The sequence below is a fragment of the Nocardia sp. 348MFTsu5.1 genome (assembly GCF_000383535.1).
Classification (GTDB): Bacteria; Actinomycetota; Actinomycetes; order Mycobacteriales; family Mycobacteriaceae; genus Williamsia; species Williamsia faeni.
On record NZ_KB911509.1, the window covers coordinates 410,977 to 425,740 of the forward strand.

Here is a 14,764-nt window from a genome sequence, read left to right on the forward strand (position 1 = left end):
ACGCCGGTAGTCTGTCCCTCGCGCGCCGGGGGTGGCGCGCGGGGGCAATGACGGGGGTCATTCATGAACAACGGACCAGCTACGCCGGGTTCTCGCTCGGCGGTCGCCAAGGCGCGTCAGCTCTTCGACTTCGCGGTGCGCTCATTGGGCATCCGGGTCGACACCGAGGAGTACCCGCCCGACCGGGACAAGGCCACGCTCGCATTCACGCGGGCCACCGAGTGGGACCCCACCCTCGCGGACGCCTGGCTCGGGCGGCTCGCCTGTGGCGACAACTCCCCCGCCGTGATCCTGCAGTTGTATCGGGCCCGCGCCACCATCGGCGCCGAGCAACGACGACTCGGACTACCAGCCCGCACCCTGTCCGGACGTTTCTCGACCGGCCTGTACATCGACTATCCGCTGGCCGACCGCACCGAGGCCATCGCCGCCTACGCCGCCACCCTCATCACCGGCGCCGACCATCAGGGTGCCGAAGATGCGCTCGACGAGGCTGCTGCCACGGTGGTCGGACGAGCGCCCATCATCGACTACCTGCGAGCGAGCCTGCACTTCAAAACCCAGCGCTGGCCCGATGTACTCGCGTCGCTGTCCGAGTCGGCCTCGTGGTCCGACGCGTATATGAATGCCGGCGCCGATCTCATGGCCGGGTCCGCATGTGTGCAGATGGGCTTGTTCGCCGAAGGGATCCGCCGGCTCGAGGCTGCTCAGGAAGGCCCGATCCCGGCAGTGGCCACCGCGGCGACGTTCACCCACGGCCTGGCACTGCGCGAACAGGGTTCCGAGGCCGCGGCCCGCCAGCGGTTCGAAGCCGTCTACTCCCGCGACCCGGCGTTCGCGGCCAATGCCAAAGCCCTGTCCGACCCACGATTCCGGCTCGTGATCACCAGCGCCGAAGACATCGAAGCGCGCACTGACAAATGGGATCCCACCTCTGTCCCCGACACGTCGGGCCTTGGCGCGGACGGTGGCGGTGATTGCGATCTACTGGCGGCGGCACAGGCCGAACTGGACGAACAGATCGGCCTGGAATCGGTCAAAACCCAAGTCGCCAAACTGAAGTCCGCGGCAACACTGGCCAAGATCCGCGCCGATAAAGGCCTCGCAACCGGACCCCGGAGCCTGCATCTGGCCTTCACCGGGCCACCCGGCACCGGCAAGACGACCATCGCCCGCATCGTCGCCAAGATCTACTGCGGCCTCGGGCTGATCAAAACCGATGCGGTGGTGCAGGTTTCGCGGCGTGACCTGGTCGGTGAACACCTCGGTAGCACGGCGATCAAGACGTCCGAGGTGATCGACCGTGCGATGGACGGCGTGTTGTTCATCGACGAGGCCTACACCCTGATCCAGAGTGGCCTGTCCGGCGGCGATGCGTTCGGACGAGAAGCCGTCGACACCCTGCTCGCGCGGATGGAGGACGACCGCGACCGGCTGGTTGTCATCATCGCCGGGTATGACGCCGAGATCGACCGGCTCCTGTCGGCCAACGAGGGCATGTCGTCCCGTTTCGCCAAACGCATCCGATTCGACTCCTACAGTCCACCGGAGCTGGCCGGCATCGCCGAACTCCTTGCCCGCAAGCGTGATTCGGTCATCAGCCCGGAGGCACTGCAGGAACTGGAGTTCGCCTGCGGCCCGCTCTGTCACCAGATTCAGCCGGACGCGTCCGGCGGCGGGCGCCGTTCCATCGACCTGGCCGGCAACGGGCGCTTTGTGCGCAACGTGGTCGAGAGCGCCGAGGAAGAACGGGAACACCGGCTCACCAGTGGCGCAGTCGACCTCACCGACCTCGACGACGACGCGCTGATGCGGATCGAGGTCGCCGACATCCGGGCTGCCCTGGACAACGTCCTGCGGTCTCTTCAGCGTCGGCCCGCCTGAGCGATCAGGCCTGGCGCGTGACCTCGAGGATCGTCTCGGCCAGTTCCGGCCGGCAAATGATCAGGTCCGGAAGAAAGACGTCGCGCTGGTTGTATTCCAAGGTCAGCCCATCGGCTCTGCTGCACCACAGGCCCTGCGACTTCGCGACCGCCACCGGCGCCGCCGAATCCCACTCGTACTGACCGCCGGCGTGGACGTACGCATCGGCTTCACCCCGGACCACCGCCATCGCCTTGGCACCGGCCGAACCCATCGACAACAATTCGCCGCCGACAGCGGCAGCCACGGCCTCCGAGAACGCCGCCGGACGAGTACCGCTGATCACCACCCTGGGTCGATCTCCCCGCGGAGTCGCGGCCAGACCATCGGCAGGTTCGATGGGCGCACCGTCGTTGACGTACGTCACGCCGAGCGCCGGCAATGCCACTGCACCCACCGACAACGCCCCGACCCCGGTCTGGCCGTCACGTTCCCAGAGGGCGACATGCACCGCCCAGTCGGTATGGCCTTCGGTGCCGTACTCCCGGGTGCCGTCGACCGGGTCGACGATCCACACCCGGTCGGCCTCGAGTCGGACAAAGTCATCGGACGATTCCTCGGACAGCACGGCATCGTCGGGACACAAACGCGCCAACTCTTTGAGCAAGAACTCATTCGCCCGGAAATCGCCTGCATTGCCGAGCTCTTTGCCGGTCAATCCGGAGGTGGCCCGCAGGTCGAGCAGCAACTCACCGGCGGCTGTGGCCAACCGGCCGGCCAACTTGAGGTCGTTCGAGTCAACAGTCACACGCCCAGGTTACGGCGAATCGACTCGGCGACATCCCTTGGCGCACCGTCCGTGGGCGTGATGACCACGTCCGGATCGGCCGGCCGCTCGTACGGCGAGCTGATCCCGGTGAAGTGCGTGACCTCTCCCCGGCGCGCCTTGGCGTACAGCCCCTTGGGGTCGCGCTCTTCGCAGAGGTCGAGCGGCGTATCGATGAACACCTCGTAAAACGGGATTCCGCGCTGCTCGTGGATCTCTTTCGCCCTTTGGCGCTCCGCCGCGAAGGGGCTGATCAGCGACACGATGGCGACCGCGCCCGAGTCGGCGAACATTGCAGCCACTTCTGCGGTCCGGCGAATGTTCTCGCGGCGATCGTCGTCGCCGAAACCGAGGTCGGAGTTGAGACCATGGCGCAGATTGTCGCCGTCCATCAGGTAGGCCGGGCGCCCCTCGGCGACCATCGACCGCTCCAATTCCACTGCGATGGACGACTTGCCCGCACCTGACAGGCCGGTCAGCCAGATCGTCGCACCCTGGTGAGACCGCTGCTCCCTGGTCACCGACGAGCTGTGCCAGACCACATGGGAGTCACGGCTCACCGGACCGTTGATCATCCCGGCGCCGACGGTCTTGTTCGTCGCCTCATCCACCAGGATGAAACTACCGGTGTCCCGATGCTGACGATAGGCGTCGAACATCATCGGCTGCGCGGTGCGCACCGTCACCCGGCCTATTTCGTTGAGCTGCAACTCTTGCGAACTCCCGTCCCGGTGCAGGGTGTTCACATCGAGGCGATACGTGAGGTCTTCGATGACGGCCTTCGACTCCCGCGTGGAGCTCTGCAATGTGTACCGGTTTCCGGGTTTCAGTGTGGTGTCCTCGGAGAACCAGCACACCATCGCGTCGATGTCACGGCCGACGTGCGGCCGGTTGCCCGGGCGGGCCAGCATCTCGCCGCGGCTGATGTCGATCTCGTCGGTCAGTGAGACGGTCACCGCCATCGAAGCAAACGCCTCGTCGACCTTCGCTCCACCCGGACCCCAGATCTCCGACACCGTGGTGCTGAACCCACCGGGCAGCACCACGACCTCGTCGCCGGGTTTGAACGTGCCGCTGGCAATCGTGCCGGCATAGCTGCGATGGTCCGAACCATCGGCGAGCTGCGGCCGGATCACATATTGGACGGGCAGGCGCGCGTCGATGAGGTTGTGGTCCGATGCGACGTGGACGTCCTCCAGATGTGCCAACAGCGAACCTCCTTGGTACCAGGGAGTATTCGAGGACGCGTCCACCACGTTGTCGCCGAGGAGCGCCGAGACCGGGATGAAGCTCAGATCCCTGACGTCGAGTTTCGCGGCGAACAAGGCGAACTCCTCACGGATCTCGTTGAACCGGTCCTCCGACCACTCGACGAGATCCATCTTGTTCACGCAGAGCACCACGTGCGAGACGCCGAGCAACGACGACAAAAATGCGTGGCGCCGCGTTTGTTCGAGAACACCCTTTCGGGCGTCGACGAGGATCAGCGCCACATCAGCCGTGGATGCACCGGTCACCATGTTCCGGGTGTACTGCACGTGCCCCGGGGTGTCCGCGATGATGAATTTCCTTTTGGGAGTGGAGAAATAGCGGTACGCGACATCGATCGTGATGCCCTGTTCCCGCTCGGCACGCAGCCCGTCGGTCAGCAGAGCGAGGTTCGCGTATTCATCTCCACGCGCGGCGCTGGTCCGTTCGATGGACTCCATCTGATCGGTGAAGATACTCTTGGAGTCGTAGAGCAACCGTCCGATGAGCGTCGATTTTCCGTCATCAACGCTGCCGGCGGTAGCCAAGCGCAACAACGCCTTTCGACCGCCGATCACCGTGCTGGCCGCGAGACTTTCGTGGTCAACAGTCATCAGAAGTACCCCTCCTTTTTGCGGTCTTCCATTCCGGATTCAGAGATCCGGTCGTCGGCCCGGGTTGCCCCGCGTTCGGTGAGCCGGGTCGCGGCGACCTCGTCGATCACCTGGTGGACCGTGACTGCATCGCTGAGAACACAGCCGGTGCAGGTCGCATCCCCCACTGTCCGAAATCGCACCTGCTCGGTGTATGTCTTCTCCCCAGGCCCCAACTCCAGGAATTGTGTTCTCGCCAAAAGCATTCCGTCCCGGGCGACCACCTCGCGACGATGCGAATAGTAGATGCTCGGCAGAGCGATCTCCTCGGCCGCGATGTACTGCCAGATGTCGAGCTCGGTCCAGTTGCTCAGGGGGAATATCCGGATGTGCTCACCTTTGTGATGGCGTCCGTTGTAGAGATTCCATAGTTCTGGGCGCTGTGCCCGCGGATCCCAGGCACCGAACTCATCCCGGAAGCTGAACACCCGTTCCTTGGCGCGGGCCTTCTCTTCGTCGCGACGCGCGCCACCGAAGACCGTGTCAAAGGAGTTCTCCCTGATCGCGCGCAGCAACGCCGCGGTCTGCAACCGGTTACGACTGGCCCCCGGCCCCGTCTGTTCGACCACCCGGCCGGCGTCGATGTCATCCTGAACCCTCGAAACAATCAGCCGGACACCGGTTTCGGAGACAACCCGATCCCGGTAGTCGATCACTTCTTCGAAATTGTGGCCGGTATCGATGTGCATCAGCGGGAACGGAACGGGCGCCGGCCAGAAGGCCTTGCGGGCGAGATGGAACATCACCACCGAGTCCTTGCCCGCGGAGAACAACAACACCGGGCGCTGCGCAGTAGCGGCGACCTCCCGAAAGATATGCACCGACTCCGCTTCGAGTGCGGCGAGATGTGTGAGCTCGTACCTCGTGTTCAACACCGTGATGACCTTCCGCCCTGGTGTTCGATTCCCCGCGGGCAAGACCCGCGGTGTTGACATGTCGAATATTCGACACTAGCGTTCGACAATATGACATCGACGGTAGATGACGGCAACGGGGCCGGTCAACCCTCGCCACCGACACAGCGGGTGGTGCGGACGATCGAACTGCTGGCATCCAGCATCGAAACACCACTGTCGCTCGCGGAGATCGTCCGGCGCACCGGGTCGTCGCGGGCCACCGCCCACGCCGTGCTGGCGCAACTCACGCGCGATGGCTGGGTGACCCGCCACGACGGAAACTTCAGCATCAGCGCCGGATTTGTCGGGCTCGTTCAGCGGGCCGAACGCGGTTTCCCCCTGCGGCGGCTGGCGGCCTCGGCGTTGCAGGACATGGCAGACACTCTGGACATGCCGGCTTTCCTGGCCGAGCGCACCGGCGAATCGATCACGGTGACCGATGTTGTCGGCACGCCCGAGCTCGCGTGGATCAAACCCGGCCGGCGCATCCCACTTCGCCCTACCGTCTGCCGGGAGTTCGTGGCCTGGTCACCGGAGAACGCGATCACGCGGTGGGTTGATGCCGCACCCGCCGGGGCCCGGAGCCGGCTCCGCGACGTTCTCGATTCCATCCGCGAACGCGGCTACGCGGTCGAACGAATGACCCCGGACCATGCACAGATGGTCGACACCCTTGCCTCCCTGAGGGATTCACCGGTGTCGGACTCATTACGCTCACGCGTCGACGGTCTCCTCACGGAACTGACAACGATCGACTATCTGTCAGAAGAAATCGTCGGCCGGGTTGCCGTCGTCACCGTCGGCGCCCCCATCTTCGACGACACCGGCGCAGTGGTCGCGTCCATCGTCGCCGTCCCCAATCGCGAGATGCCTGCCGACGAACTGCAGCAGATCGGAAAGGCCGTCGTCGCAGCTGCTGATCGCGTCGGGGAAGCCCACATCCGTCACGGGTTCAACGGCGCTTGAGAAGGGCCTCACCACGCGCATCGGTCAGTACCCCGTCGGTCACCTGATAGACCGAATCCATCTTCGCGAAGTGGGTTCGATCGTGAGTGACCAGCAGGGTCGCCGCTTGATGGTCCCGGACCACACCCACGATCAGATCGATGATGGCGGCGCCCCGTTCCTGATCGAGGGCACTGGTGGGTTCGTCCACCACCAGCAGCCCGGGATCGTTCATCAGGGCCCGGGCCAGATTGACGCGTTGACGTTGGCCACCGGAGAGCTGTCCGGGCTTCTTGTCCCGCTGGTCGATCAGCCCGACCGCATCCAGCAATTCCATCGCCCGATCCCGTGCCTGCCGCCGACGACGACGCGGCACCACCAGGGACTGTCCCAGATGCGCAGTCACCTCGAGCTGTTCCAGTGCGGTCAGCGACGACACCAGGTTCGACTGCTGGAACACGAATCCGATCTCGCCTCGACGCACCGCCGCAGCATCACGACCCGACAACTCGGTGATATCGGTCCGGCCTTCGCCGGTCCACAGGTAGACATGACCGTTGTCGGGGCGGATGAGTGTCGAGGCCACCGCCAGGAGACTTGATTTTCCCGAGCCCGAGGGGCCGGTGATCGCGGCAATCTCGCCGCGGCCCAGACGCAGTGACACGTCATCGAGGGCGGTGACGCGGCGGGCTTGTCCGTCGGCGAAGGTGAGTATGACGTGCTGGATGTCGAGCGCGATGTTCATCGGGTACTCCCCAGGGCAGTGAGTGGATCTGTGGTGGACACGAAGCGGAGCGCGAAACCGGCGCCGAGCAGCCCTAATCCGATGAGTGCGGCCGCAGGCACGATGGTGGTGGACGCGTCGACGACAAAGGGGACCGCGTCGCCCATGACCTGTCCGGCGCCCACGGTGATGGCCAGTCCGGCACCGACACCCACAACGAGGACTATCAAAGCCTGGCCCAACGCATCGCGAACGAGCGATCCGGTGCTGGCCCCAAGGGCTTTGAGAACAGCGATGTCCGGGGTCCGCTGAATGGTCCAGACCGTGAAGAAAGCACCGATCACCAGAGCTGAGATCGCAAACAGCATCACGGTCATCAACGTCAGGGACATGTTCTCGGATTTGTACGAACCGATCGCTTCCAACGAGTCCGCCACACTCGTCGACGTCGTCCCGGCGGCCCTGTCGACCGCATCCACGTTCGAGATCCCCGATACCGCGAGAACAGTGGCGCCGGTGGTCTGGTTCAACGCCTGCCAGTCGGTGAAACCGATCCAGACCACGGGGCTGTGGCTGAACCAGTCGTCGCCGCGGACCGCGCCGACGACGAATTGTTTGCCGCCAACGGTGACGGTGTCCCCGACTCCGGCGTCGAGGTCGGATGCTGCGGGTTCGCTGAGCACGACGGTATCGGGCATGGCCGGCGCCCGGTCCCCGACGCCGTCGTCGGCCCCGATCACTGCCACCGCTGCCGTCGATCCGCCGTCAGACATTGCCTTGGCGCGATTGATCCCGATCGGGTCGACCTCACCGCCGGCCCGTGTCCAGGTGGCAATCTGCTCGATGGACACACTGGAATCGTCGAAGGACGGATCCTCTCCTGAAAAGACCACAGTGTGAGCGGTGATCGATTCGATGGCCGATACGTTCTGGTGGCGCAGCCCAGCGGTCAGGCCGCTGAGAAAACTGGTGAGCACGGCCACCATCACTACGACGAGGGTGATGAGCGCGAACCTGCCACGCGCAGCGCGCAGGTCCCGGAGAGCGACGAACACCAGCATTCCTTTCATCGACGCCACGTTGTTGCGGCCTCGAGTTCATCGTCGCGGTGACGGGCGATGCCGCCATCGCACGGAAGCGCCGGTCCGTGCAGGTCGAACGATGGATGCGCTGCTACTTCTTTTGATGGATGCGCAGGAGTGATGGTTGTTTACGCTCGAAGACGTGCGCGACTCGTCCCTGACCCCTGTGTTCGCCGGCCTGCAGAACGCGCTGCATGTGCTGATCGTCGCGCTGAGCATGGTGGTTCTTCTGCGAGCCCTGCTCCTCGATGAACCGCATCAGATGGCGGTGGTCGTTCTCACGCTCGGGTTCATGGGTGCGTATCTCGTCGGTGTCGTGGTCCGGTTGGGGCGACGGGGACGAGGCGTGTGGATCGCCACTCTGACGCTGTTGTGGCTGGTCCTGATCGTGCATACACCCGATGCCGCCTACATCGCGTTCGGACTGTTCTTTGTGTACTTGCGGGTCTTGCCCCCTCGGTGGAACCTGCTCGCGGTCGCCGCGGCGACTGCTCTCGCGATCGTCAGTACCGGGGTGCATCGGGGCTGGTCGGTAGCCGGGGTGGTCGGTCCGGTGATCGGGGCCTGCGTCGCCGTTGTCATCGGCGTGGGCTACCGGACGCTGTATCGGGAAGCCAGAGAACGTCAACGACTGATCGACGAACTCGTCGCCACCCGGGAGGTTCTCGCCGCCCAGGAACGTGCCTCCGGCATACTCGCCGAGCGTGAGCGGCTGGCCCAGGACATCCACGACACCGTCGCGCAAGGGCTGAGCAGCATCCAGTTGCTGCTCCATGCCGCCGAACGGGCCGACCCGCAGCACCCCGCGATCGAGAAGATCCGGATGGCCCGCGACGTCGCCGCCGACAGTCTCGCCGAGACCCGTCAGCTCATCGCCGAACTCACTCCGGCGGCGTTGGAGGGGCAGACATTGGGGTCGGCAGTGCGTCGGATCTGCACCCGGGCGCAGTCGGAGACGCTGGACGTGCACACCTTGGTCGAGGGCGAGGCAGCGCAGTTGCCGATGCCGATCGAGGCGGCGCTGGTGCGGATAACGCAGAGCGCGATGGCAAACGTGGTCCAGCACGCGCAGGCGACGAGGGTCCAGGTGACGCTGACTTACAGTGACGACGTGGTGTCACTCGACGTCGTCGACGACGGGATCGGATTCGATGTGCGAATACTCGACCAGGACCCGTCCGAATCGTTCGGTCTCAATGCAATACGACGACGAGTGGAACAGCTTCACGGTTCACTCGATCTGGAGTCCGAGCCCGGACATACCGCACTGGCGGTCTCGTTTCCGATCGCCGCAGTGGAGACCCCACGATGATCCGCTTGCTGTTGGCCGACGATCACGCGATCGTGCGGGCGGGTCTGCGTGCGATCCTCGAAGAGAGCGACGACATCGACGTGGTGGGCGAGGTGGCGACTGCAGAAGCCGCGATCGCCTACTGCACCACCACTGACGTGGATCTGGTGTTGATGGATCTGAGGTTCGGTTCCGGCACCTCGGGAGTCGAAGCCACGGCAACCCTCCGCGACCTTCCGAACGCACCAAATGTGTTGGTGGTGACCAACTATGACACCGACAGCGACATCCTCACCGCCATCGAGGCCGGCGCCTGCGGCTATCTCCTCAAAGACACTCCACCGGCCGAGCTACTCGCCGCGGTCCGGACCGCTGCCGTCGGCCAGAGCGTCCTGTCGCCCGCCGTGGCATCCAAACTCATGACGCGGGTTCGCAAACCCGAGTCGTCGCTCAGTCCCAGGGAAATCGAAGTCCTCGGGCTCGTCGAGGCGGGGATGTCGAACCGGGCCATCGGTAAGGCGCTGTATCTCAGCGAAACAACCGTCAAAACGCACCTGGTCCACATCTACGCGAAGCTGGGTGTCAATTCCCGGACCTCGGCGATCGCGCGGGCCCGGGAACTGGGAGCCATCTGATTCGGCGCACCAGTCGGAAGACACTCTGATCAACGGCCTTGCTTGCGCCTCCAGAATCGGCGCCGCCGAAATCGGCGACACCCATCGGCCTCACAGAGCGCACAGTCGGTGCCTGGTCGGAGGTGCTCATGAGCAGCCTCCGGATGGCCACAAACACACTTCACGTCCGCCGAATAGAACCTTGCCATCACATCACCACCAGACGCGCGCCCGAGCCCTTCAGGCGTCGGCAAAGCATATGTCGACAGCGGAGTTCGGTGGTCGGAAACAGGGCGTGACCATCACCGCGGGTTTACCAACCAAGCATTTGCTAGGTATGGTGTTCGGTGTGACGATCCCGAGCCCCCTGAGCGCTGCAGAACTAGGCCCCGACACCTCGCCGGTGGCCTACGACGTTGTCGGTGCCACGGCATACATCACCCTCAATCGACCTGAGTTCCGCAATTCCCAGAACTCGGTGATGACCTACTCCCTCGACGCCGCCTTCGGACGCGCCGTCGACGACGCCGGCGTCAAGGTCATCGTCCTGCGCGGCGCCGGGAAACACTTCTCCGCCGGCCACGACATCGGCACGCCAGAACGCGATGTCCACGTCAAATACCCCAACACCGCCACCCTCTACTGGGACCACACCGACCGTGTCGGCGGTGACCAGCGACTGGCTCGCGAGACCGAGGTCTACGTCGGGATGTGCCGGCGCTGGCGGGAGATCCCGAAGCCGGTCATCGCCCAGATCCACGGCGCCTGTATCGCGGGCGGGCTGATGCTCGCCTGGATCTGCGACTTCATCGTCGCCTCCGACGACGCGTTCTTCTCCGATCCGGTTGCCCGGATGGGCATTCCCGGTGTCGAGTACTTTGCCCACGCATTTGTCCTCGGCCCGCGTCGTGCCAAGGAGATCTTGTTCACCGGGGAACGTTTCGGCGCGGCCGAAGCGCTCGAGTGGGGCATGGTCAACCATGTTGTCCCGCGTGATCAGCTCGAAGCCAAGGTCGAGGACATCGCCGAACGGATCGCCCAGATGCCCCAGCTCGGGCTCGCGCTGACCAAGAAGGCCGTCAACATCTGCGAGGACCAGATGGGTCTGCGCAACGCGATGGATTCGGTCTTCGGCTGGCATCACTTCGCGCACAGTGCGAATGCCGAAACCATGGGCGGAGATTCGCTGGGTGGCATGGATGCCAAGTCGATGAAGTCGAGCGCCGACAAGCAGAGCTCCTGATGGATCTACTTTTCGATTCAGCAGCCGACGAGTTCCGCGCCGAGGTCCGTGGCTGGCTCGCCGACAATGTTCCGAAAGAGCCACTGACTTCAATGGACACTGCCGAGGGCTTCGAGGAGCACCGACGCTGGGAACGCCAGATGGCCGACGCCCGGATGTCGGTGGTGAGCTGGCCCGTCGAATACGGCGGGCGCGACGCCCCGCTGTTGCACTGGCTGATCTTCGAAGAGGAGTACTACCGCAGCGGCGCGCCCGGCAGGGTCAGTCAGAACGGGATATTCCTGCTCGCACCAACCCTTTTCGAGCACGCACACCCCGAGCAGCTGGCCCGGATCATGCCCCGGATGGCGCGGTCCGACGATATCTGGGGTCAGGCGTGGAGCGAGCCCGAGGCCGGCAGCGACCTGGCATCGCTGCGGTCGACCGCCACCCGCACCGACGGCGGATGGCTCCTCAACGGCCAGAAGACCTGGAGTTCGCGCTCCAGTTTCGCCGACTGGGGCTTCGGTCTGTTCCGATCGGATCCGGATTCGGCCCGCCACAAGGGCATCACGTATTTCATGTTCGACCTGCGGAGCGATGGCGTCACGGTGCGACCGATCAATCAGCTCGACGGCGAAGCCGGTTTCGCAGAACTGTTCTTGGAGAACGTCTTTGTCCCCGACGATCCGGGCGCGCCCGGCGATTCCGGCGTGATCGGCTCGGTGAACAACGGCTGGAAGGTCGCAATGAGCACCGCCGCCAACGAACGTGGACTCTCGCTCCGCTCCCCCGGGCGGTTCCTGGCCACCACCGATCGGCTCCTGGCTCTGTGGAATGACACCGATGCCACGGCGCGCAAGGAATTCGGTGATCAGGTCGCCGATGCGTGGATCGGAGCCCGGGCCTACGAGCTCTCGACCTACGCCACCGTCAGCCGGCTCGCCGAGGGTGGCCAGCTCGGAATGGAGTCATCGATCAACAAGGTGTTCTGGTCGCAGTGGGACATCGCCACCCACGAGACCGCACTCGATCTGCTCGGCGCGGATGCCGAACTCGCGCAACGACAGCCATCCGGCGATTGGCTGGGTGGATACCTGTTCTCGTTGTCGGGACCGATCTATGCCGGCACCAACGAAATTCAGCGCAACGTCATTGCCGAACGCCTGCTCGGCCTGCCGCGAGGGGAACGCTGACATGAGATTCTTACTCGAAGAAGAACATCACGACCTGGCCGCATCCATCGATTCGATGCTGGCCAAATCCGATCTACCCGGCGTCATCCGCTCCTGGAGTGACGGTGACACGAAACCCGGAGAGATCGTGTGGTCGAAGCTGGCGGAGACCGGTGTCAATGCCCTGTTGATCAGTGAAGATCATGGCGGAATGGGCGCGGGGGCCATCGAGATGGTGGTCGCGGCGCATCAACTCGGCCGGTATGCGGTACCCGGACCGGTTGCCGAAACCATTGCCGCAGTGCCGATTCTGCTGGCTGATGCCGGGGCCACCGATCGCTTGGGGGCCTTGGCCGAAGGCGAACTGGCCACCGTTGCCCACCCCCCGCTGGTGCCGTACGCCGTAGATGCCGCGGTGGCCGGGCAGGTCTACCTTGTTGACGACAACACCCTCAATACCGGTGTCGCCACCAATCCACGGCCATCGGTCGATCACACGCGTACGTTGTCGTCGGTGGACATCGATGCCCCGGTGGGGACGGTGGACCCGGTGCGGGGCTTCGACTTCGGCGCACTCGCCACTGCCGCCCAACTGATCGGGCTGGCCGACACCATGCTCGCCCTCACCGGCGAATACGCGAAGACCCGCAAGCAGTTCGGACGGGAGATCGGCTCGTTCCAGGCGGTCAAACACCATCTGGCAGACGTGGCCGTCGCAGTGGAGATGGCGCGGCCGTTGATTCACGGCGCCGCCCTGTCATTGGACGGCGCCGTTCCCGAACCGCAGTTCGTATCCCGCGATGTCTCGGCGGCCAAAGTTGCTGCCGGCCAAGCGGCCTATCTCGCGTCCCGGGTCGGACTGCAGGTGCTCGGCGCGATCGGCTATACCCAGGAACACGACCTGTCGTTGTACCTGACCAAAACTCGGGCACTGATCACCGCCTGGGGTACACCCGCCGCACATCGGGCCCGGGTATTGGAGGCGATCACCGTATGAGCATCCATTCCCCCGGCATCGACACCGAAGAGCAGTCGGCACTGCGGGATTCGGTCGCGAGTCTGCTGCGTCGAAGCGGCGACTCCTCGGCGGTACGTACGGCGATGGCGTCGGAAGGTCGGACCGACCGTGCGCTGTGGTCAACACTGTGCGAACAGATCGGGGTCGCCGCGCTGTCGATCCCCGAAGAGTTCGACGGTGTCGGCGCGACTCTGAACGAGACCCACCTGGTGCTCGAAGAACTCGGCCGCGCACTGTCCCCGGTCCCCATGCTCGGATCCGCCGTGCTCGCCACCCAGGCGCTGCTGCTCAGTGGCGACACCGACATCTGCGCCGCCACGTTGCCCGCTCTCGCCTCCGGTGAGAAGACGGCCGCCCTGTGCTGGGCGAACGAGGCCGGGTGGGACCGGCCCGGCGTCGAGGCAAACGCCGGAATCCTCTCCGGCACCTCCCACTATGTACTCGACGGCGAAACAGCCGATGTACTTGTTGTTCTGGCCCGCACCGGTGGACATGTCAACCTGCACGTCGTCGACGCGACCGCAGACGGCATCACCCGCTCGGCACGTCCGACGATGGATCCCACCCGACCTCTGACCAGCATCACGTTCGACGACGTCGACGCGACAGCCATACCCACACCGGCTGATCTGGCCGACCGGTTACGCGCCGTCGCCTACGTCGCGCTGAGTGCCGAACAGGTCGGCGCGTCTCGGGCCGCGCTTGATCTGACGGTCGAATACACCAAGTCCCGCAAGCAGTTCGGTCGTGTCATCGGATCCTTCCAGGCTCTGAAACATCGGATGGCGGATATGTACGCGCTCACCGAAACCGCACACTCGATCTCCTACGCAGCGGTCGACGCATTGGTCTCCGGTTCCGACGACGCCCTGGATATGGCCGCCGCGGCACGCGTGTACTGCTCGGATGCGTTCTCACACATCACTGGCGAGACCATTCAACTGCACGGTGGAATCGGTATCACCTGGGAACACGATGCCCACCTGTACTTCAAACGGGCACATGGCAGCGCACAACTCTTCGGTCAGCCACATCAGTCACTCACCCGTTTGGCCACAGCCGCCGGCCTCTGACACACCCACGCAGCCCACCGCCACTCAACCCACCGCCCCTCCGTCGAGCGTGCCGAACGCGCCGCCGAGCGTGCCGAACGCGCCGTCGAGCGTGCCCTTATTACCGCCGAGCGTGCCGAAAATGATTGCGCGCC

The 14,764-nt window shown here is 64.7% G+C and carries 13 protein-coding genes; 8 read left to right on the forward strand and 5 right to left on the reverse strand.

Going from position 1 to position 14,764, the window contains the following annotated elements; all coding sequences use genetic code 11:
• Positions 1-63 precede the first annotated feature (63 nt).
• Positions 64-1,884, forward strand: coding sequence for a type VII secretion AAA-ATPase EccA (eccA, locus tag H290_RS0101950; protein WP_020105071.1), 1,821 nt, complete (start codon positions 64-66; stop codon positions 1,882-1,884).
• Between the two features lie 4 nt (positions 1,885-1,888).
• Here the strand turns inward: eccA and H290_RS0101955 are convergent, their stop codons facing one another.
• The 3 genes from H290_RS0101955 to cysD are packed head-to-tail and all read right to left on the reverse strand — an operon-like array spanning position 1,889 to position 5,465.
• Positions 1,889-2,671 (reverse strand): 3'(2'),5'-bisphosphate nucleotidase CysQ, encoded by a 783-nt coding sequence (locus tag H290_RS0101955; RefSeq protein WP_020105072.1) that lies wholly within the window; start codon positions 2,669-2,671, stop codon positions 1,889-1,891.
• On the reverse strand, positions 2,668-4,551 hold the full coding sequence (gene cysC / locus H290_RS0101960) for an adenylyl-sulfate kinase (RefSeq protein WP_020105073.1): 1,884 nt from the start codon (positions 4,549-4,551) through the stop codon (positions 2,668-2,670). The genes H290_RS0101955 and cysC overlap by 4 nt, the downstream gene beginning before the upstream one ends.
• Positions 4,551-5,465 carry a sulfate adenylyltransferase subunit CysD gene (gene cysD, locus H290_RS0101965; protein WP_020105074.1) on the reverse strand — a complete coding sequence of 305 codons (915 nt, stop codon included), beginning with the start codon at positions 5,463-5,465 and terminating at the stop codon, positions 4,551-4,553. Before cysD ends, cysC begins: the two co-directional genes overlap by 1 nt.
• 90 nt (positions 5,466-5,555) lie before the next feature.
• Between cysD and H290_RS0101970 the strand changes: the two genes are divergently transcribed.
• Positions 5,556-6,452, forward strand: coding sequence for an IclR family transcriptional regulator (locus H290_RS0101970; protein ID WP_020105075.1), 897 nt, complete (start codon positions 5,556-5,558; stop codon positions 6,450-6,452).
• Here H290_RS0101970 and H290_RS0101975 read toward each other — a convergent pair.
• Both H290_RS0101975 and H290_RS0101980 read right to left on the reverse strand, forming a co-directional pair.
• The gene (locus H290_RS0101975) at positions 6,439-7,176 is read right to left on the reverse strand and encodes an ABC transporter ATP-binding protein (protein ID WP_020105076.1); all 738 of its coding nucleotides are present in this window, start codon (positions 7,174-7,176) and stop codon (positions 6,439-6,441) included. The genes H290_RS0101970 and H290_RS0101975 overlap by 14 nt on opposite strands.
• Positions 7,173-8,210 (reverse strand): ABC transporter permease, encoded by a 1,038-nt coding sequence (locus tag H290_RS0101980; protein WP_028462655.1) that lies wholly within the window; start codon positions 8,208-8,210, stop codon positions 7,173-7,175. Before H290_RS0101980 ends, H290_RS0101975 begins: the two co-directional genes overlap by 4 nt.
• A gap of 169 nt (positions 8,211-8,379) precedes the next feature.
• Between H290_RS0101980 and H290_RS0101985 the strand changes: the two genes are divergently transcribed.
• From H290_RS0101985 to H290_RS0102010, 6 genes are all read left to right on the forward strand, one after another.
• Positions 8,380-9,549 carry a sensor histidine kinase gene (locus H290_RS0101985; protein ID WP_020105078.1) on the forward strand — a complete coding sequence of 390 codons (1,170 nt, stop codon included), beginning with the start codon at positions 8,380-8,382 and terminating at the stop codon, positions 9,547-9,549.
• Positions 9,546-10,163, forward strand: coding sequence for a response regulator transcription factor (locus tag H290_RS0101990; RefSeq protein WP_020105079.1), 618 nt, complete (start codon positions 9,546-9,548; stop codon positions 10,161-10,163). Before H290_RS0101985 ends, H290_RS0101990 begins: the two co-directional genes overlap by 4 nt.
• Before the next feature lie 319 nt (positions 10,164-10,482).
• A complete protein-coding gene (locus H290_RS0101995; protein WP_369758737.1) occupies positions 10,483-11,385 on the forward strand; it encodes an enoyl-CoA hydratase in 903 nt (300 codons plus the stop codon).
• Positions 11,385-12,560, forward strand: a complete 1,176-nt coding sequence (locus tag H290_RS0102000) for an acyl-CoA dehydrogenase family protein (RefSeq protein ID WP_020105081.1) — start codon at positions 11,385-11,387, stop codon at positions 12,558-12,560. Before H290_RS0101995 ends, H290_RS0102000 begins: the two co-directional genes overlap by 1 nt.
• A 1-nt stretch (position 12,561) precedes the next feature.
• A complete protein-coding gene (locus H290_RS0102005) occupies positions 12,562-13,536 on the forward strand; it encodes an acyl-CoA dehydrogenase (protein WP_020105082.1) in 975 nt (324 codons plus the stop codon).
• The gene (locus H290_RS0102010; RefSeq protein WP_020105083.1) at positions 13,533-14,630 is read left to right on the forward strand and encodes an acyl-CoA dehydrogenase family protein; all 1,098 of its coding nucleotides are present in this window, start codon (positions 13,533-13,535) and stop codon (positions 14,628-14,630) included. The genes H290_RS0102005 and H290_RS0102010 overlap by 4 nt, the downstream gene beginning before the upstream one ends.
• Positions 14,631-14,764 lie beyond the last annotated feature (134 nt).